Source organism: Streptomyces sp. NPDC102360, from assembly GCF_044766085.1.
In the GTDB taxonomy this organism is placed as follows: domain Bacteria; phylum Actinomycetota; class Actinomycetes; order Streptomycetales; family Streptomycetaceae; genus Streptomyces.
Genome location: NZ_JBIWLG010000026.1, coordinates 1 through 22816 on the forward strand (window position 1 = coordinate 1; position 22816 = coordinate 22816).

The 22816-nt window shown below is 68.5% G+C and carries 14 protein-coding genes and 1 tRNA gene; 7 read left to right on the forward strand and 8 right to left on the reverse strand.

Annotated elements, in window-relative coordinates:
• Positions 1 to 1531: 1531 nt before the first annotated feature.
• The 3 genes from ACIRHA_RS42745 to ACIRHA_RS42755 form a co-directional block, all read right to left on the reverse strand.
• Complete coding sequence (locus ACIRHA_RS42745; RefSeq protein ID WP_403857515.1) at positions 1532 to 3358, reverse strand: TerD family protein; 1827 nt, start codon at positions 3356 to 3358, stop codon at positions 1532 to 1534.
• Between the two features lie 429 nt (positions 3359 to 3787).
• On the reverse strand, positions 3788 to 6775 hold the full coding sequence (locus tag ACIRHA_RS42750) for a serine protease (RefSeq protein WP_403857518.1): 2988 nt from the start codon (positions 6773 to 6775) through the stop codon (positions 3788 to 3790).
• 13 nt (positions 6776 to 6788) lie between these two features.
• A complete protein-coding gene (locus ACIRHA_RS42755; RefSeq protein WP_403857521.1) occupies positions 6789 to 7121 on the reverse strand; it encodes a trypco2 family protein in 333 nt (110 codons plus the stop codon).
• Positions 7122 to 7707: 586 nt separating this feature from the next.
• On the opposite strand from ACIRHA_RS42755, the gene ACIRHA_RS42760 reads away from it, so the two are divergent.
• On the forward strand, positions 7708 to 11619 hold the full coding sequence (locus tag ACIRHA_RS42760; protein WP_403857524.1) for an AAA domain-containing protein: 3912 nt from the start codon (positions 7708 to 7710) through the stop codon (positions 11617 to 11619).
• A gap of 482 nt (positions 11620 to 12101) precedes the next feature.
• A tRNA-Pro gene (locus ACIRHA_RS42765) sits at positions 12102 to 12196 on the forward strand.
• A 149-nt stretch (positions 12197 to 12345) separates the two neighbouring features.
• Here ACIRHA_RS42765 and ACIRHA_RS42770 read toward each other — a convergent pair.
• Together ACIRHA_RS42770 and ACIRHA_RS42775 are read right to left on the reverse strand one after the other, a co-directional pair.
• Complete coding sequence (locus ACIRHA_RS42770) at positions 12346 to 13584, reverse strand: tyrosine-type recombinase/integrase (protein WP_403857527.1); 1239 nt, start codon at positions 13582 to 13584, stop codon at positions 12346 to 12348.
• Between the two features lie 225 nt (positions 13585 to 13809).
• Positions 13810 to 14007: a hypothetical protein gene (locus ACIRHA_RS42775; protein WP_403857530.1), complete on the reverse strand. Its 198-nt coding sequence runs from the start codon at positions 14005 to 14007 to the stop codon at positions 13810 to 13812.
• Positions 14008 to 14224: 217 nt separating this feature from the next.
• Between ACIRHA_RS42775 and ACIRHA_RS42780 the strand changes: the two genes are divergently transcribed.
• The 3 genes from ACIRHA_RS42780 (at position 14225) to ACIRHA_RS42790 (ending at position 19315) form a co-directional block, all read left to right on the forward strand.
• Positions 14225 to 14572 (forward strand): hypothetical protein, encoded by a 348-nt coding sequence (locus ACIRHA_RS42780; RefSeq protein WP_403857533.1) that lies wholly within the window; start codon positions 14225 to 14227, stop codon positions 14570 to 14572.
• 5 nt (positions 14573 to 14577) lie between these two features.
• The gene (locus tag ACIRHA_RS42785; protein WP_403857536.1) at positions 14578 to 15489 is read left to right on the forward strand and encodes a hypothetical protein; all 912 of its coding nucleotides are present in this window, start codon (positions 14578 to 14580) and stop codon (positions 15487 to 15489) included.
• Between the two features lie 64 nt (positions 15490 to 15553).
• Complete coding sequence (locus tag ACIRHA_RS42790) at positions 15554 to 19315, forward strand: CHAT domain-containing protein (protein WP_403857539.1); 3762 nt, start codon at positions 15554 to 15556, stop codon at positions 19313 to 19315.
• Positions 19316 to 19568: 253 nt separating this feature from the next.
• On the opposite strand, the gene ACIRHA_RS42795 is transcribed toward ACIRHA_RS42790, so the two are convergent.
• On the reverse strand, positions 19569 to 19967 hold the full coding sequence (locus tag ACIRHA_RS42795) for an integrase core domain-containing protein (protein WP_403857541.1): 399 nt from the start codon (positions 19965 to 19967) through the stop codon (positions 19569 to 19571).
• A gap of 353 nt (positions 19968 to 20320) precedes the next feature.
• On the opposite strand from ACIRHA_RS42795, the gene ACIRHA_RS42800 reads away from it, so the two are divergent.
• Positions 20321 to 20446, forward strand: a complete 126-nt coding sequence (locus ACIRHA_RS42800; RefSeq protein WP_403857544.1) for a hypothetical protein — start codon at positions 20321 to 20323, stop codon at positions 20444 to 20446.
• Positions 20447 to 20706: 260 nt separating this feature from the next.
• Positions 20707 to 20892, forward strand: a complete 186-nt coding sequence (locus ACIRHA_RS42805; RefSeq protein ID WP_403857547.1) for a hypothetical protein — start codon at positions 20707 to 20709, stop codon at positions 20890 to 20892.
• Positions 20893 to 21788: 896 nt separating this feature from the next.
• On the opposite strand, the gene ACIRHA_RS42810 is transcribed toward ACIRHA_RS42805, so the two are convergent.
• Together ACIRHA_RS42810 and ACIRHA_RS42815 are read right to left on the reverse strand one after the other, a co-directional pair.
• Positions 21789 to 22409 (reverse strand): hypothetical protein, encoded by a 621-nt coding sequence (locus tag ACIRHA_RS42810; protein WP_403857550.1) that lies wholly within the window; start codon positions 22407 to 22409, stop codon positions 21789 to 21791.
• A 125-nt stretch (positions 22410 to 22534) separates the two neighbouring features.
• Complete coding sequence (locus ACIRHA_RS42815; RefSeq protein WP_403857552.1) at positions 22535 to 22711, reverse strand: hypothetical protein; 177 nt, start codon at positions 22709 to 22711, stop codon at positions 22535 to 22537.
• Between the last annotated feature and the right edge of the window lie 105 nt (positions 22712 to 22816).

Genomic DNA, 22816 nt, shown 5'->3' on the forward strand with positions numbered 1-22816 from the left:
GACCGCCGCGATCTGGCACAACGACCAGACCGGACAGCCCGTACTGCGGTCACTGACCGCCTACGACCACTGACCCCTTGGAATCGATCATCTAGTCGACCCCCTGTGCTTGCCGGAAGCTCCATCCGTGCTGGTCCCGCCGCATGTTGGTACTCGTGCGGGATGCCGCCGGGACGCTCGCGTTGCCGTATGTCGAGACGGGCGATCTTCTCCGGATCGGCGATGGGTGAGGGGAGTGGGGCGGAGCGGCCGGGCGTTCGCGATGCGCTGATGGGGCCGATGGCCGTTGTGGAAGTGTTCGAACTCGCGCGGGGCGGGTGCCTGTGCGTGCCGATAATTACGTCCATGGAGGTCAGGAAGCGTGTCGGTACTCGTGGAGTATGCCGCCGAGGCGATCGTGTCGGCGAACGCGAAGTTTGCGTCTGCCGAAAACCTCATCCGCGCCGCTCAAGCGGCATGTTGGTACTCGTGCAGCACTCCGCCGAGGCGGTCTCTCCGGCGTACCTTCAGCTGGGTGATCTGTGCGTGGGAGAGCGGTTCGGGGGCGGAGCGTAGGGGTGCCGCCTGGACTATCGCTTGGTGGGGCCGGTGGAGGTTGTAGTGCAGTTCGAACTGATGGAGCGCGTGGCTTAGATGGCGCTCGTTCCAGATGAGGGTGCGGTCCAGGAGTTCGTGGCGGCAAGGTTTGCACCCTGTGCCGTTCGGAAACTCATCGCTGCTGCTTGGAGTGGGTCTCGCGAGCCCCGACAGCTTGATGGAAGCCTGTCCGGGTGATCGTCTCATTGGTGTATTAGGTGGCCCGGAAGCTGCTCGCGGTCCCGGCGGCGCTGCTGCGCCGGGACGCCGTCAGGGACGCGGAGCTGCTCGTGCTGCGCCACGAGAACGCGGTGCTGCGCAGGCAGCTCTCGGGTCCGGTGCGGTACGAGCCGGCAGTTCGCCTGTGGTTCGCGGCGCTGTCCTCCCTGATTCCCCGGTGCCCGGTGGGCGCAGGTGTTCCCGGTGACGCCCGCGACGCTCCTGGCGTGGCACCGCAGACTGATCGCGCGCAAGTGGGACTACACCAGGCGCCGAAGGCGCCCCGGGAGGCCGTCGACTGCGAGTGCGGTGAAGACTCTGGTGCTGCGGCTCGCCCGCGAGAACCCGCGGTGCGAGGCGGAATGTGGTCATGAACATCCTCCTGTGTTCGGCGAGAGGTCTCGCTGGATGTCACGGTGCCGCGTTCGGCCGTGAGTGTAGGAGCGCGCACGGGGCCGGGTGCTGTGAATGTGCTGCGGTGTTGACCGGGTGGCGGAATGCGGTTCCTGCCCCGGCGTGCTTGCTGCCCGCTCATGCGTGGGGGAGTCGGTTGTGCGCGGACTCCGAATCGCTACGGCCCTTCGGGACCGCCGTTGCTGGGCATGCGGGAGCGTGGATTCAGCCTGAGCGTCTTCCTCGAGCGGCATGTACGGGTTTTTTCCGCTTGGCCGGCGCAGCTCTGCCTCGTGCCGTGGGCCGATAGTCTTCGTAGACGCTCTGGTCTGATGCGGCGGGGTCAGTCGGCGATGTCGACTCCGTAGCCGCGCGCGAGGGCGTCGAGTCCGTGGTCGTAGCCCTGTCCGACGGCACGGAATCGCCAGAGTGGGCCGCGGCGGTAGACCTCGGCCAGGACCAGTGTGCGCTCGCTGGTGGCGGCGTCCAGTGTCGCGCGTGTTAGCGGGGCGGCGCTGTCGCCGGGTGCCGCGGCGACTTGGACGGCGCCGACGTCACCGAAGGACAGGCCGCCGTCGATGGCCGCGGCGATCACCACCCGGTGTGAGGACGGTGGAAGGGAAGCGACGTCGACGGTGATGGTCTGTTCGGCCGGACCGTTGGTGAGCAGGTGGACGGTGCCGCCGGGGTTCTCCGGGGCGCCGTAGAACACAAAGTCCTCGTCGAAGGCGACCTGTTCGTCCTCGTCGAGTACGAAGGCGACGACATCGACCTCACCGTGTTCCCAGGGTGCCCAGGACGCGGTGACATGCCACGGCGACGTGGGAGTGGGCAGGTCGATGACACCGCCGCGGGGAAGGGCATGGGGTGCCGCGGCGCCGACAGGCGTCTCCGCTGTCCTGCCTGCGGCCACCTCGGCATCGGCGCCGGGGAGGGGGACGGTGGCGGTCACGGCCGGATCGACGAGCCAGCGCTCGTCGTGCACCGAAAGCCCTAGGTCCGCGATCCGGGGCATACGGCGGTCGTTCTCCCCACCGGGAAGGACGACGACGTCCGTGACGCTGCGCGAGAGATTGACCGCGGCGGAGCCGCCGAGTTCGACGACGAGGTTGCGCGCGCCGGCTGCCTCGGTGTGTGCGCCGCCCAGGACGAGGACGCGGCGCCCTGACAGGGGCCTTACACCTGACCCGATGGGGGCGGGCTCGGCCTGGCGTGGGGCAGGGGTGACCGGTGCCGGTCCGGGCGCCTGATGCCCCGCTCCGGCTTCTACGTCGCTGAGTAGCTGGAGGTAGGTGTCTTCGTCGATGACGGGCACCCCTTCGACGGCGGCCCGTCGTGCCTTCGCCGATTCGGTCGCAGGCTCGTTGCTGACCAGGACGCTGGTGTGGTGGCTGACCGAGCCCATCATGTTGAGTCCGGCGGCAACGCCTCGGCCGATCAACTCGGCCCGCGCACAGACGGTTTCCCCGGTGATCGCGACCTTCATGCCCTGCCGAAGCGGTGAGCCGGGAGCCAGCCGGCCGGGATTGCGGTAGGCGCAGGGCGTCTTGGGTGGCGTCGGTGTGAACTGGGACTCGGCACGGGGAGGGCAGTTCACGAGGGGCAACTGCAGTGCGAGCCGGGCCGCCTCTTGCAGCGATGCTCGCAGGATTCCGGCCAGTACTCGCGTGTCGTCCAGCGCGTCGTGCGCGTGCCGCTGCGCTACGCCGTAGTGGGCGGCCAGGGTGCCCAGCTTCATGTCGGCTGTCGGTGGGTCCACCCGCCGGTTCAGGGCGAGGGTGCACAGCCGCTGCGAGACCGGCAGCCACATGCGGGCCCGGGCGAACTCGTGGGCGAGGAAGTCGTAGTCGAACTGTGCGTTGTGGGCTACCAGAACACGGTTCTGCAGCATCGCGCCGATGCGCTCGGCCACCTGGTCGAAGGTGGGCGCGCCGCGTAGCTGCTCGGCGGTCAGGCCGTGCACGTCGACCGGCCCCGGATCACACCCCGGATCGAGAAGCGTGGAGAACTCCCCGGTCTGTTCGCCATCCCGCCCGATGGTGACCACGGCAACCGACAGCACCCGGTCGCGCCGGGGTATCAGCCCGGAAGTCTCCACGTCGACGAGGGCCCAGTCGTGAGCGTAGCCGCCCATGGGGGTGAGGTCGAAGTAGGGCGAGACGAGACTCATGAGGAAAGGATGAAGGGGCATGCACGCGATCTTCAACCTTCATGCACTTTGGTCTTCATATTGCAATTGTGTTTGTGGCGCTGCTCGATCAGGTGGTGGTGCGGGCGCAGCGGTGCCGGGTCGGACCAGCAACCAGAGTCGACGCAGTGCCTGGCGTGGCAGGAGGGGGACCAGCAGGGCGGCGAGGAACGCCTGGTCCGCAGGAGTGAACGTGATGCGGTCCGCGCCGAATTGTCGTTGAAGGACGGTGATCTGGTGGCGTAGGGCGAGTATCTCCGTGTCCTTGTCGTGATCGCTTATCGGTAGCAACCGCAGTGCGAGGAGAGGTTGGTGACGGTCAGGTAGGCCGGACGAAGCAGCGTGAATCATCCTGCCGCACTGTCGATGACGCTCCTGATCTGCATGGATGACATTCTCGGCAGGCGTGAGTTACTCGTCGGCTGGTCGGGGCATGTCGCCGGAGTGATAGAAGCAGCACGTGACGCCGGGGGCTGGTGCACGCGGTTCGTCGCGGTGTGGGGCGTATACCGCGCTGCCGCCGGGGAACCGCCCGAGTTCGGCGGACAGGGCCGCGCCGGTATCGATCTTGTCCTTTGTCCAGTCGGTGATGTCCAGGAGCAGTCCGTCCAGTGGCCCGCCTATGAGCGCGGCGTAGGTCCGCCACGGCAGTGGGTGCTGGTTGTGGCCGTCGGGGGCGGCGCCGTAGACCCGGCGACGCAGCAACTCCCAACGTCGGTTCATGAGTGCCAGCCCTTCCGCTGGCATGGGTGGTGGGGGCTTGGCCGGGGGTGTTCTTGGCTTGTCCGCCGTCGGTGTGGGTGTTCGTGGCGTGTCCTGGAGCTGGCCGAAGTTGATGCGCCAGGCGAAGGTCAGGGCTGTGAGGCCGAAGGCGAAGAGCCCTGGCCACAGAAGCCATTGCGGGGGCCAGTGCGCAGGCAAGTGCCGATCAGCGGCGAAGGTGAACGAGGTCGTTAGCCCGATCGTGACGAGCGGCAGGGGCCAGGAAAGCACGACGGTTCCGAGTTGGCGGCCCCCGAAGACGCTTGCGACGGTCAGGTGCATGAACATATTCAGTGGGACGAACAACCACAGAATCCATCCGTCGTTCCCGGCGTCGGTGCTGAGAGCGACAGTTGCGGGGACGGCTCCCACCAGTGCCAGGTGGCCAAGGCCGAGGACCGTGACGGTGAAGCGGGTGAGCCGGCCGACCTGTGGTTTCACCAGAGCACGGTGAGTGCTGGTTTGGCCTGGTTGCGGGGTGGCGGCCGCTGGGGTGGGGGCTGCGTCAATCAACTCCTCGATGTCGTCCCGGTCGGTGGCAATCCGTTCCTGGGTTTCGCTGATGAGGCAGCTGGCCCACTGACGGGTCTCGGGGTCAAAGTCGGGGTCCGCCGTGCGGTCGGCGACGGTGTGTTCGAGGCCGGCGAGCCACTGGAGGGCCTGGTCGGTGTCGAGTTCAGCGGTGACGGTCTGTGCCGCGAGCGGGAGAAGACGTTCGGGGGTGGCGGCGACGGCGCGGTGGGCTCCGGCAGCGAGGCCGGGTTGTTCGTGGGCAGTGCGGGCGACTGTGCTGAGGGTCTGGTGGCGCTGCTCGGGGGCGAGGGAGTCGTGTTGCAGGAAGGCTTCGATGAACTCCTCGCCGCTGTCGGTCTCGACTTCGGCGAGCCAGGCCGCGGCCAGTGGTTCACCGACCGCGCCCCAGTGGGCTCCGTCGGCGGCCGGGTAGGCGGCGCTCAGGACGTCGTCGAGCGCGGCCAGTTGACCGGCGTCGGGAGGAGCGGTGATCCCGTACCCGCGGTGATGGACGTCGTAGCCGGCCCGGACGGCGGCCCGGCCCTCCTGCGCGGTGCGGGCTCCGGCCAGGAACTGGGCGGTGACGAGGGTGCGGAGGAGCTTGTCGTCCACGGTTCCTGCGGGGAGGCGGGATTCGGCGACGCGCCGTACGTACTCCACTTCGTTGGCGAGCAGGACTTCCATGGGGTGGTCCTTCACAGCGAACTCAGGGTTGGCGTGGGCGAGTACGTCGGCGAGTGCCGCGATGTGGTGGTAGATCACCGGCTGCCCTGAGGCGTGTTCGATGCCGGCACCGTAATGGCGCGGAACCTCGGCGGGGACGATGTCCGGCCACGTGTCGTCGCCGTGTCCGGCCTGCTGCAGCAGCCGGATGCGGCGGGCGAAGGCTTCCTTTGCTGCCACGTAAATGTGTTCCGGGCTGAGGCCGTCCAGTGCATCGTCGGGTGTGAGGTTGAAGGAGTGCTCGACCGTGCTTACGTTCCGGGTACGCAGGTGACGGCGCAGCGCCGGCCACCAGGAGTCGAATCCGCGGGCGAGGAGGAGGACTCGGATGGGGGCTCCGTCGTGGGAACCGGCCAGGGCCGCCATCAGGTCGCGAATCTGAGGGAGGCGGGTTTCTGCGAGGTCGACGGCCAGGAGCAGTGGATAGCTGGACGTGGCGAGGATCTCGTAGTCGGTGCGGGTGGGGTGTTCGGCGAGGAATCCTCCGCTCCACGGCCGCTGGTCACCTGAGTTCGTGGTGAGCTGGTGCAACACCTCTGTGAGGAGACGGGATTTGCCGGTACCTCCCAGGCCGGTTACGGCGGCTACGTCGATGCGGTGGGGGCTTTTGCACCACTGCTTGATCTTGTGCACGAGTGTGCTCATGCCGGTGAGGTCGGTGACCTGGGACCGCGGGTCGAGCAAGTAGCTAGAGGACAGGGTGGGGTCGGGTTCGGTGTCCATCAGCGGCCGGAGGTCGGCGGGTTGGAGATGTGGGGTCATGCCGGTGTGGGCGGCGATGGCGTGGGGGAAGCCGTCGGCGGCCAGCAGGTGTGAGAGCGGCAGCACCATGAGGAGGTTCCGGTCCCACTCCCGGGAGACCAGTCGAGTGAGCCCGATCAGTACCCCGTTACAGAAGACCCCAGCCCCGGACAGCCCCTGCCAGTGCTTCGCCTGGGCCGGCACGGCGCCGTCGACCTCGAGCCCATACAGCTTCGAGCGGGATCCGGTATGCGGGGCGATGGTCCCCTCGACCGTCTTCAGGTCGTCGACGTATTGCCCGGCGAGGGCGGAGGCCTTGCGTCGCATCGCCTTGGGGAAGCCTGTCATCGAGCACACGGGGCGGCGGCCCGGGGCGTCGCAGGCCAGTTCGCCCCAGCGCACGATGCCCAGGCCGGCGCCGACCAGGGTCCGGTCGGTCTTCAGGAGCACTGCGTCCAGCTCGGTGCTCTCCCACACCATGACCGCCTCGGTGAAACCGGCGCTCGTCGTGTCCCGGACTGTGACGACGCTGCCTCCTCCAGGTAGGGCGACATGATGGGCGGTGAGTATCAGGCCGGGCGCGATCAGGCAGCCCGTTCCGTACGACTGTTTTTCCTGGTTGCTGACTTCGACGGTCCGCAGGACCGCTCCTCCAGACATGGCGCGGTCCCTCCTACCGCGAGCTGCCGTCCACGGGCCCGCCGCGCCCTCCACCGGAGTCAGCGATGAGCAGATCGCTGTCCTCGTCGTCCGGAGCGACTGCCAGGGTGACCGTCATTCGGTGCGTGGCTGTCTTCGCTCGTTCCCCCTTGGCGTCCGCGGAGACCACGAACGCCTTGACCCCGCCGCCAGCTGAGGCACTGTGTCTCAGCTCGATTCCCAGATCCAGGACGACCTCCTTGACTGTGAACCGAACCGGGGAGCCGTTCCCGTCCTGCTGGGCTGCCGCCAGCCCCCCGCGCACCGCCCTGATCGCCTCGGACAGTTCGGTGGGCTCTAACTCCATGGTTTCCCCCTTGATCGCCCCTGTGCGGACAGCCAGTCTGCCGGGCAGCCCCCAGGCGGCGGAAGAACGAGTCTTCCGAAGTCGGCTCATGAACCGGACGGTCCGGTGCGCCGGAACGGCGCGAGCAGCCGTGAGCAGGACGTACCGGTGGTCCTCAACAGGTGCACAACCTATCCGGGAGGCCTGGTTCGGGGGTGTGATTGAGCGTGGCGGCAGGTCTGTACCCAGCGCTCGATGAGGGCGTTCATCCGCGGCACGCCGATGCCCGTGACTACAACCCGGATGCCGGCGCCGGTCAGGATCTGGTCGAAGAGGGCGGGGTATTTCGCGTCCCGGTCCCGGATCGGGTGCTGTACGGCGACTTAGGGGCTGCCAGGCCCATCGTCAGCTTGCGAGCGGCGCGGGGTGAACTTGAAATCGCGTCCGTGGACGGTTCCCGGAAGCCCGTACCTGTGACCAGGTCGTGCTCGCCGCTGTGCGACTCGAGATCAGGAAGGTGCCGGGACCGACTGAATGGGCTCCGTCATACCCAGGGTGCTCTCCTGCCTGCCTTGCTACGGTGCCGGAAGATCGACGATCTCGGGGGGTGGCCATCGTCAGCGGTTCGACGGCGGTGCGGGGCGGACAGGGCGAGCAGCAGGCGCGGATCCTGCGTTACTGGCGTGCGGTGGAGTACTTCAGCCCGCCCAAGGTGGATGCGCTCAACCCCAAAGAGAACGTGTACCCCGTCGACGCGAGACGCTCGCTGCCATGGGAGCCGGGCTTCTCACTTCCCCGACGGCGCAAGCGCGGGGACATGGTGTGGCAGCACACCGTGTACGCGGGTGTCTTTCCCATCGCCACGGTGCGGGACGTCTTGCTGGAGTCGTTCCGCGCTCCGGAGGTGGAGCGGGACTTCGACGGCCGGATCGGCGGCGACAGTGCCGTGCTGTGCTTCACCGTCAACGAGGACGGCTACCTGATCAAGGACAGTGCCACGCTGTCGACCTGTGCCTGGGCGGTCGGCCAGACCCTGTCTCTCGGTCCGCAGAACGAGAAGTGGCTGACCGGCTTCGAGGACGACAGCGACCGTCTGCTGGGGCGTCTCCTCGACCTCGGGGACGGCAATGTCGCCGTTGAACGTGAACCCTCGTCGACGACTTCGTCCGCCTCGTCCGAGTCGGGTGCGTCGTCGGGGCTTGGCCGGGTAGCCGGGCTGATGTCCCGGATCGCGGTTGGCGGGACCAAGGCGGGAGTGGGAGCGGCTGCCACGGCGGCCACCGGGGGGCTCGGCCCGGTGGTGGGCGCGATCGCCGCGAAGGTCGTCGAGGGGGCGGCCGGTGTGCTGGTCGATGCCGCTGCTCAGCAACTCACCGACCGGGTGGAGCGTCAACGAGGAGGCTCCCAGCGGTCGGAGCAGGAGGGCACGGCCGGCCAAGAGGAGCCGAGTGAAGGTGAAGGCTCCGAGGGGCATCCGGAAGCCTCGGTCGATGGAGACGAGCCGCCTGCCGCGATCGGCACGAAGGTTCTCGATGTCCACGACCTGTCCGCCATCACCCGGTGGGTGGCTGAACAGCTCGGCGTAGACGGGAGGTTGCAGCCGCACGCGATCCGTGTAAAGAGCTACGAGGCCTCGTCCAAGCATGCCGACGGCGCGCCCTCCGAGGGCATCCTGAACAGCTTCTACGCCGACGACCTCGGCCGCGTCGCCGAAGCCCTCGAGACGGGGCAGGCCGGCGGCGCACTGCTGGACTATCTGCGTGATGAGACGGAGCTGGACGCGAGGACCCGTTACGACATCCGTCGCATGCCCGGGATCGTTCTGGAGAAAGTGCAGCCCGCGCAGATGCCGCTGGGGCGCTGGCCTGCCGATGACGACAGGCCCCTGGTGCTGAGCCAGCAGTTCGCCGTCAACAGCATCCTCGACACCCTCGGTGCAGAGGAGGCCCGAGGTGTCTACGCCGTCAACGGACCGCCGGGCACCGGAAAGACCACCATGCTGCGAGACCTGATCGCGGCTCTGGTGGTCCAGCGCGCGGATCGACTGGCGCAGTTGGCCCGTCCCGAGGATGCCTTCGCGCGCAAGCCGGTGTTCTGGCGCACGGAGGAAACCGCGGGCAAGACGTATGGACGCAGGATCCATCCCCCGATTCCCGAACTGACCGGCTTCGAGATGGTGGTGGCCTCGTCCAACAACGGCGCGGTCAACAACGTGACCATGGAAGTGCCCGGAGCGCGCGCCATCGGCGAAGCGTGGAAGGGGCGCGCCGACTACCTCTCCGGCCCTGCGAGCCTGCTGCTGGAAGACGAGGCCTGGGGCGCGATCGCGGCACGCCTGGGACGCCGTGGATTCCGCTCGGACTTCGTCCAACGCTTCTGGTGGGGCAAGCAGGCCGAAGACACGCAGCGGCGCGAGCGCTCCTGCAGTGAACAGCGTCCTCCCCTGCAAGGGCTTCAGCAGCTGCTCCAGGACCAGGAGGCAGCGCAGAGGACCGCCGCCACAGGGCGGGACACCGACACGGGCGGCGACGAGAGCGCTCAGGCGACGTGCCCACTCGGCGACGAGACCTGGAGCCAGGCCGTCGCCCGCTTCCGCAAGGCCCGCCATACCGTTGAGCAACTCGCCGTCGAGCGGCAGGAGATCAGCGACCTCGCCGCACGGCTGACCGGTCCCGACGCCCGCCTCGACGACTTGCTGGCCATGGAAACCAATGCCCAGAACGTATTGGAACGCCTTGAGTCGGAATATGGCGATGCCCAGGCATCGCTGGTACTCAGGCGTAACGAGTACGAGCAGCGACGCGCCGAGGTGACGGCCGCCCGATCCCGTCAGGATGCTGCGGAGACCCAGGTGAGGATCGGCGAACAGGCCCTGGGACAGGCGGAGTCGACTCTCCACGCCCATGACGCGTGCCGGCCGGGTCTGTTCACCCGACTGTTCGGGCGTGGCGAGCTACGCCGCTGGGAGGCGGAACGCGGCCCGTATCTGGCGGACCGCGAGGCCGCGGACGCACGCCTCGCCGCACTGAACGCGGCACGCGCCACCCGGCATGTGGACATGCGCGCGGCGCTTGGTCGGTCGGACGCGGCCCTGCTCACGGTCCGGCAGGCTCAGGACCAGCTCGACGCTTGGCAGCGAGCACGCGAACGACAGGCTGCCACCGCCGCCGAAGCGGCGCAGCAGGTGCAGCGCCGCCGTCGCGAACGGACAAGTGACCATCGGCGCCTGGCCCAGGCCCGCGAACGCTGGGGCGAGACGGTGCCCGGCGCCGAATGGGAGGCTGACCCCTACGACCGCCCGGCCATGGAACGGCGCGAGAAGTCGGCCCCCTGGATGGACCCGGAGTTCGCCCGTGCCCGCGCCGAACTCTTCCTCGCCGCACTCGACCTGCACCGCGCCCTCCTTGCCACCGAACCTCAGCGGATGCGCGAGGAGCTGAAGGCGGTGATGGACGTCGTCAGGGGACAGGCTCCCGCAGACCTGCCCGCCGCCACGGTCCTCGCAGCCTGGCAGATGCTGTTTCTCTTTGTCCCGGTCGTCTCCACCACCTTTGCCTCCATGGGGCGCATGTTCGACAAGCTTGGCCGTGAGAGCCTTGGCTGGCTGTTCGTCGACGAGGCCGGGCAGGCCTCCCCGCAGGAGGTGGTCGGCTCCCTGTGGCGCACCCGCCGCGCCGTCGTGGTCGGCGACCCACTCCAGCTCGAGCCCGTCGTCACCCTTCCCTTCACCGGCCAGCGCCGCCTGGCCACGCATTACGGGGTGGGGCATCTGTGGAGCCCGTCCGCAGCCTCGGTCCAGACGCTGGCGGACCGGCTCAACCCGTACGGCACCTGGTTGCGCGACACCAACGGCGAGGGCGATCGGGTCTGGTTGGGCTCCCCACTGCGCGTCCACCGCCGCTGCGATCGGCTGATGTTCGAGGTCAGCAACCAGATCGCCTACGACGGGATGATGGTCTACGGAGTTGATCGGGACCAGGACGACTTCCCGCTCGCGCAGCGCAGCGTCTGGATGCACGCGAACGCGCTGCCCACCGGCGACAAGTGGAACCCAGCAGAGGGTGAGCACCTTGAGAGGGCCCTTGTCTGGATCCGCGGATACATCAGGAGCACCCTGCGGGAGGAGCGCCGAGGGCAGTGGCCCCTCTCGGACGATGCCTTCGAGGCGGAGGTACAGCGGCGCCTCGACGCGACGGTCTTCGTCGTCAGCCCGTTCCGCGACGTCGTCAACGGAATCAGGAAGGTGGCGAAGGGCCGACTGCATCGCGACCGTTACGGCACCGTGCACACCACGCAGGGCAAGGAAGCCGACATCGTCATCATGGTTCTCGGCACCGGGGCGTCACATGGAGGCTCCCGCGACTGGGCGGCGAACAAGCCGAACCTTCTCAATGTCGCCATCACCCGCGCCCGCCGCCGCCTCATCGTCATCGGCGATTACGACCTGTGGGCGCGCCAACAGCACTTCACGCAGCTCGCCAACCATGCCGAACTGCACAGGTGGCCGGCCATGAACTGAATGGGCCGCACGTCCCATTTGAACCTCCCTCCGGGTCACGCGATTTCCCCAGTGATCCAGGACATCGCAACAGTGCGCGGAATCAGATCAGCCTGTGTGCAGGGGTCGTCCGCACTGTGCAGTCGTACTGCTCCTATGGCGAGATGCCACACAACTCCGCATCACTTATGTGGAGTTCGAGGTCGGAAGTGCGTCAGTCAATATCTCTTTGGAATGGTCGGGCGTATCAGTGGCAAGGCGGTGATGTCGTCGTACGTGCGTGTACGTCGTTGAACGGCATCCAGACGCGCTCAGCGGCTGTGCACGGCCTTACAGGTCCGCCACGGCTCTTGCGGGAGGGAAGTAAGTCCTCGGTGACCATCGCTCTATAGCCGTGTTCTGGCGTCTACGGATACGATCGGAATCGTAGAGCTTTGGGACGTGCTCAATGGCTTCGTATTGCCGAAGGCAATGCCGAACGGGAGGCGAAGGACCGCGACGTGCGGGATGCGTCCCTATACGGATCGTCAATTCCTAGGGGAGTAACCGCACTTGACTGGGGGTCAAGGGGTCGCAGGTTCAAATCCTGTCGTCCCGACAGAAATGTCGGCTTGTTTGTGCAGGTCAGAGGCCATCTCCTCGTATTCGAGGAGATGGCCTTTCGTGTTACCCGTGTGGTGATGGTCGCAGTGTGGTCGCACGGCCGGTCGCGGCGACGGAGTTCGTGCTGGTTATGGGTGCGGATGGTCAGTGACAGTGGTCGCGTGATGGTCGCAGTCGATCGAGCAGGCGGCGCCAGCGCGCCCGGCGAGAGGCCCGGCCGAGCACCGTGCTGAGCGTACGAGCAGCTTGGACAGCTGCGGGCATCGGGAGGTGGGCGTACAGGTCGGCGGTCGTGGCCAGTTGAGTGTGGCGCAGCAGTTTGGAGACCAGGACGAGCGGGATGCCGGCGGCGAGCATCAGGGTGGCGGTGCCGTGACGAAGGTCCTTGAGGCCGATGCGACGCAGGCCGGCTCGTGCGGCAGCTTTCTGAAAGTCCTTGAGGACCTGTTGGGGCCGTGGTGCGGTGCCGTCGGCGCGGGCGAACACGAGGCCGGTGGTGCGGCCGGCGGCTCGTTGGCGGCGGCGCAGGACGGTGACGGCGTGGTGGGGCAGGGCGATCCAGGCGCTGCTGGCGGTGGTCTTGGTGGGGCCGAGCAGCGGGTGGCGGTTGTCGATGGCGACCAGGGAGCGGTGGACGTGGAGGCGTCGGCCGGGCAGGTCGAGGTCTTCGTAGGTCAGGCCGAGGGCCTCGCCGCGGCGCAGTCCGGTGCTGATCATGACGGTGCACAGGTCGTAGAGGTACGGCTCGGTGCGGCGGGCGTGGGCCAGGAAGGCGGCGGTCTCCTTCGCGTCCCACGGCTCGACGGGTGCTGGGGCCGGGCGGGGCACGATCGAGGGGAGTGCGGGGTTGTGGTGGAGGCGGCCGCTGTGGACGGCATGGGTGAGGGCACTGGAGAGGGTGCGCAGGCAGCGGTGCAGGGTCACCGGACCGCGCCCGCCCGCCTGTTGAGCCTCCGCGAAGGCGAGGAGATCGGCGCGTTGCAAGGCGTCGAGCTTGATAGCGCCGAGGGCTGGGATGAGGTCGGCCAGGACGTAGTCGCGGTAGCGGGCCACGGTGGCCGGGCGCAGCCGCGGTGCCGCTCCCTGTAGCCAGTCCAGCAGGTAGCCGGCGACGGTCTCGGTCGGATCCGGCTCCAGGCCCAGTTCCAGGTTCTCCCGCACGCGTGTCAGGGCCGTCTCGGCCTCCGCGCGGGTGGTGAAGCCGCTGCGCCGTATGGTGCGGCGTCGTCCGCTGGGGCCGGTGGGGGCGTCGATGGCCAGGGCCCAGCTGCCGTGGTCCGGATCGGAGGCCAGGAGCGGGCAGCTGGGGCCGAGTTGGCGGCCGCCTGGTCCGCGGCAGCCGCAGCGGCGGTAGATCCGGCCGCGGTGTGATCGCTGGGTCATGCCGTTCTCCTCGCGTGCGGTGACGCAACTGGCGGGGAGATGCCCGGGTTTCCGGTGGCGTGCACGCTGGCGGGTGCTGGCACTTATGAGCGATGGCTGATGCCGGGTGTCCGCTCGACCGTTACCCCGTGCGCGTGGCGAGGTAGCCGACCGGCACGTCGAGCAGGCCAAGGAAGTCGGCCCGGGGGGCGGGGCCCTGATGCCGAGAGCGTTGCCTCACACGATCTAGTCGTGCGGCACGGCGCCCTTGAGGCCTTGAATCTGGGCGAGTTGCTCGGCCTCGGAATTCCTGGTGCCCAGCGGAACCATGAGCCAAACGTGCTTGTCGGCGATCCGGTGTTCTCCGTCCTTGCCACGCACGTCAATGACCAGTGGCGATGCCGACCACCATCTGATCCCGATGATCAGGTCGGAGTGCGTCACGGTGTGCTCGTCGTCGGCATGGAGACGGTGGAGACGACGAACTCGGTGTCGCTTGCGGGCTCTTGCGTGCTCTCGCGCGCCGAAGGGCCATTCCGCCGAGCGGCACACGGACGCGGTGCGATCGGTGCAAGATGACTAGCCAGCGGTGATGTTGGAGTCCCAGAATCGCCGCCGGGTCTGTCCGCAGCGACCGTATCGACGGCAAGGAGGGCCGGACGTGGATCTGGCGGAACGGCACGCGCTCACCATTGTCTGCGCCGAACTGGATGAGTTGCGGGCCGAGTGCGCCCGCCAACCCGACGACCGGCAGCGTGGGCTGGAACGACTGGAGGCGGCGGCTCGTGCGCGGCGCCCGGTCCTGGCCCTGATCGCCGAGTTGCTGGGATCCAGCCCCGAGGACACCGTGCGCACGTTGGCCAGCGGGCTGCCGGGCGCGGGTCCGGGACAGGCCGACGAAGAGCGGTTCTGCTGCCCCGACGGTGCCTGTGATCGGGTCGCCGTCACCGAGCCGGCAGGCCCCGTGCCACGGTGCACGGTGACGGGGCAGCATATGAAGCGGCGGTAGGCCGGGTGGGCGGCTTCTTTCAGGAACTGGCGAAGAAACTGGCCGAGCAGTGGGTCGCTCTGCTGGTGGTGCCTGGGGCACTGCTCGTGGTCACCGCATGGTGGACGGTCGAACTGGGGCAGGCCCATGCGCTGGACCTGCGTGAGTTGACCGGGGCCGTGTCGGCGGCCGGCTCGGTGATGGGCCGCCAGACGGGTGGTACGCAAGTCGTCCTGATCGTCGCCGTTCTGCTCGCGGCCAGCGGCGCGGGCCTGGCGGTTCAGTCCCTTGCGGGGCTCACCCGGGTGCTCTGGCTCGGCCAGTGGCGGGGCCCGCTCGGGCCGGTAGGCCGGTGGCGGGTGGCCCACAGACGTGCGCGCTGGGGGCGCTGCGTCGAGCGGCGGCGCTCGCTGGAGCGGGCCCATCCGCGCCAGTCCCGAACGCCCGACCAGCAGCTTCAGATCGATCTCGCAGCTGATCGGGCCAACCAGATCGCGCTCGCCGAGCCAGGTCGGCCCACCTGGATGGGGGACCGTGTCCACGCCGTCGAACGCATTGCCCTGCACCGTTACGGCGTGGACCTTCCGTTCGCCTGGCCGCGGTTGTGGTTGGTGCTTCCCGACACGACCCGAGCGGAGATCACGGCGACACACGCGGCGTTCGCCGGTGCCGTCGCCGTCGGAACCTGGGCCTGGCCGTATCTGCTGCTGGGGATCTTCTGGTGGCCGGCAGCAGTGGTCGGCGGGGGAATCGGTGTCACGGGTTGGGCTCGCGCGCGCAGTGCGATGACCGACCTGGCCGCGTTGTCCGAATCCGCGGTCGACCTGCACGGCCGAGCGCTCGCGGTCGCCCTCGGCCTCAGCGAGCCGGAAACAGTGGGTCCACTCAGCATCGCCGAAGGCGAACAACTTACCGCTCTGGTCCGGAAAGGACGCTGAACGCGACGCTACGAAGCAAACGTGCGACACGACAGGACGTGGGGCGACGAGAGAGGGGCTCGGCATGTCGTTCGACGACTTGACGGGACAAGTGCAATGGCGGTTGAACACCTACAGGGAAACCCGCGAGGCCGGCGTCGTCATGGACGAAGCGGCCCTGGCCGAGGCCGACAGGCTCTGGCGGGCAGCACGGCCGAGGAGCGCGGAGCGCCCGGAGCCCGAGGACCGCAGACGGCTGGCCGTGGCCCACCACACCTTGGGGTGGCTCTTCTTCTTGCGCACCATCGCATCACCACCCCGTCCTGGTCGCCTCTGGGACCTCGCTCGCGCAGTCGTGTTCAGCGCTCCGCTGGCTGACGACGCCCATGCCGTCCCTGCCCCGCTGCTCACCCTTGTCGGGCCTGACGCCGATGCCGACCAGCAGACCGCGCTCGCCTGCGACCTCGTGGAGGATGCGGACGCCGACACCGACGTGATGCTGGCCGAGGCCGCTCTTGTCCTGCTGACCGCCGCCCTGCAGGCCACTCCCGAAGGCCACCCCAGCCGGGCGTGGCGCCTGGACAGCCTGGGCCGCGCCCACCTGAAACGGTTCCAATGCGTCGGCGCCGAGGAGGACGTGGACCGGGCGATCGCGGTGGGCCGACGGGCGCTGGAGGCCGCCCCCGCGGACGGCCCGATCCGGGCGGGGTGCCTGGCCCACCTCGGGCGCGCCTGCCTGGTGCGATTTGAGCGCATGGGCGCGATGGCGGACCTGAACATGGCGGCTGAGCTGACCGAGCAGGCGTTGCACGCAACCCCTGCCGACGACCCGTACAGGGCTACGCTCCTGTCCCATCTCGGCCTCGCTCACCTGAGGCGGTTTGAGCAGCAGGACACGGCGGCGGACCTGGACCGCGCCATCGAGCTCAGGGAGGAGGCGCTCGAAGCCACCCCTTCCGACCACCCCGACCTGGCGACGCGCCTGGGCTACCTCGGTCGCTCCTATCTGACGCGGTTCCAGCGCATCGGCACGGAGGAGGACCTCAGTAGATCGATCAACCTGACCGAGCAGGCCCTCGACGCCACATCCAGCGGCGACCCGTACCGAGACTCGCTCCTGTCCAACCTCCGCGCCGCTCACTGGAGGCGGTTCGAGCGCTTCGGTGCCGTGGCGGACGTGGACCGGGTGATCGAGCTGGGCGAGCAGACGCTCGCCACCGCTGAGCGCCCTGTTCAGCCAACGGCTCTGTCCGACCTCAGCACCGCCTACCTGAGGAGGTCCGACCTCAGCGACGCTGCGGCGGACGTCGAGCGGGCCATCGAGTTGGGCGAGGAGGCGCTCGACCTCGGGCTCCCGGACGATCCCGGTCAAGCGGCGCTCCTATCGGAGCTCGGCCTTGCCCATCTGAGGAGTTTCGAGCGTCATGGGCATGTGGCGAATGCGGACCGGGCCGTCGAGCTGACCGAGCAGGCGCTCGCCGCCACCGTGGCACACCACCCCGAACGAACACGGCGCCTGGCCAACCTCGGCCTGGTGCGCTTTCGACGGTTCGACCGCCTCGGCACCGCGGCGGACCTGGACCGGGCCATCGAGGTGCGCAAGCAGCTGGTCGACATCATCGGCCCCGATCACCCGTACCGGGCGATGCACCTGTCCGACCTCAGCACCGCCTACGGAGAACGGTTTGAGAGCGTCGGCGCGGTAGCGGATCTGGATGGGGCCATCGACCTGGGGGAGGACGCGCTCAAGGCCACGTCTGAGGACCACCCTGAGCGAGCCTCGCTCATGGCCAACCTCGGCGGCCGTCACCTGGCACGGTTCGAGCGCCTTGACGCGGCACAGGACCTGGACCGGGCGATCGAGCTGACTGAGCAGGCGCTCGAACTCATCCCCTCGGGCCACCCCGATCAGCCAGGCCCGTTGGCCAACCTCGCCGCCGCCCGTCTGAGGCGGTTCCGGCGTCTTGGTGCGGCGGCGGACCTGGAACGGGCGATCGAGTTGGGAGAGCAGGCACTGGACGCCACGCCCGCCGATCGCCCCGAGCGAGCCTCGCTCATGGCCAACCTCGGCGGCCCCTACCTGGCACGGTTCGAGCGCACCGGCACCATGGCGGACGTGGAGCGGGCGATCGAGCTGACCGAGCAGGCGCTCGAACTCACCCCCGACGACCACCCCCACGGTGCGATGTTCCTGGGCAACCTCGGCAGCGCCTACCTGAGGCGCTTCCAGCGTTCCGGGCATGACGTCGGACGGACGACCTTGCGAGCACTTGCCGTCCGGGCCGTCTCAGCCACAACAGCACCACCGGCGCATCGGCTCACGGCCGCGCACAACCTAGGCAAGTTGGCTTATGCACAAGGCGAACCGGCAACCGCTGTGGAGTTGTTCGATGCCGCAGTCGCCATGCTGCCCTTGGCCGTGCCCCGTGAGGGCGAGTGGACGGATCAGGAGCACATTCTTGGCCAACGGCCAGGACTGGTCGGGGACGCGGTGGCCGCCCACTGCGCACTCAACGATCTCACCGGCGCGGTCGACGCCGCCGAGTCGGGCCGCGGCGTCCTGATTGCCGCCCAGATGGACGCGCGAACCGACCTCACCGATCTCAACGACGTCCACCCGGATCTGGGCAGAAAGTTCCAACAGGTCCGCGACCACCTCAACGCTCCGGTCGGCAGCGGCCGCGCCGCCGATGCCATCGAGGAGATCGAGACCCGCAAGCGCCTGTGGGCCGAGCACGACGAACTGCTCTCCCAGATCCGCAGACGCCCCGGCTTCGAACGGTTCCAGCGGCCGCCCCGTCTCACTGATCTGCGACCGGCCGCCGCCGGCGGTGCGGTGGTGATGGTCAACGCCGGCCGGCTCCGTAGCGATGCGGTCATCATCACCAGCGACGCCGACCCCACGGGCATCCCGCTGCCCGGCCTCGACCTCGACGAGGTAGAGGTCCGTGCGCGGGAATTGCTGATAGCCACTCACGACGGCCGACCGCTGTCAGGGGCATTGCGCCGAAGGCGAGTGGTGGCGGACACCCTCGGCTGGTTGTGGGACGCCATCGTCGAACCCGTGCTCGACGCTCTCGCCGCGACGGACGGCATTGATGTGCCGCCGCGGGTGTGGTGGCTGCCGATCGGCCTGCTTGGCCTGTTCCCTCTCCACGCCGCCGGCCACTCCGGCCAACCCGGTGCCCTCGACCGGCTCGTGTCCTCGTACACCCCCACCCTGCGCGCCCTCGCCCGCACCCGCGAGCGCCCCCCAACCACTGCCCGACGCCAACTCACCGTCGCCCTCGCCCGCACCCCTGACCTGCCCGACCTGCCCGGCACCACCGCCGAAGCCGCCGACCTGCACGCCATGCACCCCGACATCCCGGCCCTGGCCGACCGTGATGCCACCACCACGCGTGTCCGCGTCGCCCTCCCCACGGCCACCTGGGCGCACTTCGCCTGCCACGCCCACGCCGACCTCGCTGCCCCGTCCCGTGGTGGACTGTGCCTGCACGACGACACCCTGCTCCTGCCCGACATCATCCGTATGCGGCTCGCCGACGCCGAACTGGCCTATCTGTCCGCCTGCTCCACAGCGCAGGGTGGTTGGGACCACGCCGACGAGTCCCTCCACATCGCCTCAGCGTTTCAAATGGCCGGATTCCGGCATGTCATCGCCGGCCTCTGGCCGCTTCACGACCAGATCGCGGCCGCCGCCGCCGCGTTCTACCACCGTCTGCCGCCCATCCCGCCGGCTGCCGATCAGGCCGCTGACGCCCTGCGCCACGTCGCCCTGGACCTGCGCACTGAACACCCCGACCGCCCCGACCTGTGGGCGGCGCTCGTGCACAGCGGCGCATGACTGGACACACCGAGGGTGCGGTCGACGAAGGGCACCCGGCGGCGATCGGTGTGCGGGTGCGGGTGCGGGTGCGGGTGCGGGTGCGGGTGCGGGAGGGCCGGACTACGGGCGGTGCGGGAGCCGCGCACGGTGTGCGCGGCCTTGTCCATGCCCCTTGCGCTGCGCGCCCCCTGCGTCCCGCCGCCGGCTCAGGGTGACGCAGGGGTGGTGGCCGGGATCAGCCGTGTGGGGATCGAAAGGGCATCGCCGCAGTTCAAGTGGCATGTCGGTACTCGTTGATTGCTCCGCTGAGGATCCGGGTGCGTAAGAGCTTGCGGGGCTCGAAACCATCCAGGACTGCTGGCTGTTCCTGGGCCTCGGGCGGTCGTTGATCGCGGGATCGGTGCGGCCGATGTCTGTTGTAGTGGTCCTGGTATTCGGCTAGGACCTGCCGGGTGTGGGCCTCGTTCAGGAGCAGAACGTGGTCGAGTGCCTCGCGGTGGATCGTGCCGATCACTCGCTCGCAGTGAGCGTTCATGCGCGGTGCCCGGGGTGCGCTGAGCGGCACGTCCATGCCTTCGGCTTCGAGGACGGCGTCGAAGGAGCCGGTGTACTTGCTGTCGCGGTCGCGGAGCGCGAGGCGCAGCGAACTCGATGCGGCTGCCCAGGTCATCGGCTAGATTGCGCGCCTGCTGGGTCGCCCATTGTGCGGTGGGGTGGGCGGTGACGCCGGTGATCGTGTCGACGTGGAAGAAGTCCGCCGCGATGATTCCCTCGGCCTGCGCGGTGAGGAACCCGCGCCGGCTCGGGCCGGTGCAGCGCGGGGCGGGGTCGACGCCGGCCTTGTGCAGGATCTCCCGGACCGTGGACGGCGCGATCGGGTGCCCCAGTCGGGCCAGTTCGTCCTGGATCCGCCGGTGGCCCCACCGCGGATTCTCCTGCGCCAGGCGCAACACCAGCTTCTTGAGCGGGGCCGCCGTGGGCGGACGCCCGGTGCGTCGGCGTCGGTCGCAGTAGTGCCACTCCTTGGCGATCAGCCTGCGGTGCCAGGCCAGTAGCGTCCCCGGCGTGACCGCGAAGACGCTGCTCCAGCAGCGGCGCGGTATCAGCGACGACAGCGCGGCCGGCCAGAACCGGTCCGCGGGCTCGTAGCGGGCCGGATGGCTGAGTTGTCGTCGCAACACCGAGTTTTCGTGCTGCAGCACCGGCAGTTCGGCGTCCTTGGCCGTGTCCCGGCGCAGCAGGACCGAGGGTATGGACAGCAGCGCCAACATCGAGAGATCACACGCGCAGCATCCCAGCCACCGCGGAGGGCCGGGCACGTAGGCTCCCTCCAGCAGCGATGACTTTACGAGCCCCACACCTGCCCCGACGCTGACCCGCCCGGCTCGTCGTACGACACCGGGCCCGGGGTGTGCATCAACAGCCACGCCGAAGCCAACGCCAAGGCTGACGCCCAGCAGCGCGGCACCGGACGGATGGCCGGCGCGCTGATGTACGCGTCCGTCGAGCCCTGCGAAGGCTGCATCCGCATGATCCGCAACGAGACAGACATCGAGGCCATCATCTGGCCGGACGGGATGGTGGCGCTGCCGTGACAGCCCGCCGTCATCAATCCGTGCTCCGTCTCCCACCAGGGCGGATGTGGTTATTGGCAAGGGCAAGGTCCCCAGCGCGGGCGCTGCGCCCCTTCCGGGGCTGCGAGTGATCTCGTCGAGTCGAGCTTCGTAGAGGCTTTCGGGGTTGGACACCGTAGAGCCAACAGTGCGCCGTTCACGCTGAGTTGTGTACGTCAGTGGGTGAACCCACTGCGAGGTCCGCTATGATGCGTCTCGTATCGGGACCACTGACGGCCCGCTGTCGGAGCCCACTCGACGGGTGTTCCGGCAGATGAAGCTATTCCTCCGACTCTCTCTGAGATTCGTAGTCGATCGGCTCACGCCCGTCGGCTCGTCGAGTGCGCATCTCGGTTTCGACCACCACTGTTCATTTTGTGGGTGGTCGGGCCGAGCATGCCCGCGCGGACCCGATCGCCCGTTAGGGAAAGGGTCCTGAGACCTGATGGAACTTCCTAGCTGGGCTGCACAGCTCCTCGTACTCGTTACGGTGGCCTTTATCCTTCTAGGCGCCGTACTCAAAAAGGTCCCCGACGTGTGCCGCGAAGGGAAGAAGGCCGTCCGGGCAGTGCGTGAACTGGTCGACGAGATTCGCCGCCCGCATCGTGCGGAGCTTACCCAGCGGCGCCCAACCAGGGAATGACGCTGGAAACATCGCCCAGTGATGACGGGGAGCCGCGATGACGGCTCCCCGTCATCACGATGCATCGGCCCGTGCCTGTGCCGTTCAGGAACTTGTCGCTGCTGGTCAGGCCGCGTATGTGTACTCGTTTGATGATGCCGCCGGGTACTCAGGTGCGGAGGCGCCGACGCTGTTCCTGCCGAAAATTCCATCCGTGCATTTCAGGCGGTATGTCGGCGTTCGTATAGAGCTCCGCCTAGGCGGTCTCTTCGGCGTACGTCGAGGTGGTTGATCTGTGCGTGGGCGAGCGGTTCAGGGACAGCGCGTAGCGGCGCTGCCTGTTCCACCGCTGGGTGGGGCCGGTGGATTTGTGGTGCGGTTCGAACTGGCGGAGCGTGTGGCGTAGATGGTGCTTGTTCCAGATGAGGGTGCGGTCCAGTAGTTCGTGACGGCAGGTCTGTACCCAGTGCCCCATGACCGCGTTCATGCGCGGCATTCGTTTGCCGGTGTTGGCCAGGATCTGGTCGAAGAGGGCGGGGTACTTTGCGTCCCGGTCCCGGATCAGATATGCGTGGGTGGCCTGTGCGTCAGTGAGGTGGATGGCCAGGTTGCGGGCGGCTTGGGTGACCCATTCTGCGGTGGGGTGTGCGGTGGTGCCGTGGATCTGGATGACGGCGAGGACGTATTGGCGCTGGCCGGTCAGGGGGACGGTCTCGATGAAGTCGCAGGCCAGGAGAGTGCCGGCCTGGGAGCGCAGAAAGTCGGCCCAGGTGGTGGCGGCCCGGTCGGGCGCGGGGGCGATGCTCTGGGAGGTGAGGATCTCCCTGACGGGGGAGGCGGCGATCGTGATGCCCAGGGTGGCGAGTTCGCCGTGCACCCTGCGATAGCCCCACGATGGATTCTGACCGCATCAAGTTCACTCCCGCAGGCCCTGCGGCGAATCCGTTTACTGGTCCGGCCCGACACCCTGCTGCGCCGGCACCGCGACCTGATCAAACGGCGTCACGCCCGCACCCGCCGACCCAAGAAGCCCGGACGACCACCCACGGTCCACTCGATCCGCAGACTGGTCCTGCGCCTGGTGCGGGACTCCGCGTCCTTGTCGCGATCGCTCATCGGTAGCAATCGCAGTGCGGAGAACAGGTTGGTGACGGTCAGGTAGGCGAGACGAAGCAACACGAAATCATCCTGCCGCACCGTCGCTGACGCTCTTGTCTGCATGGACGCCATTCTCGGTAGGCGCAGAGCCGTGGCCCCAGGTCGTCTGCCGGGGCCACGCGCTGA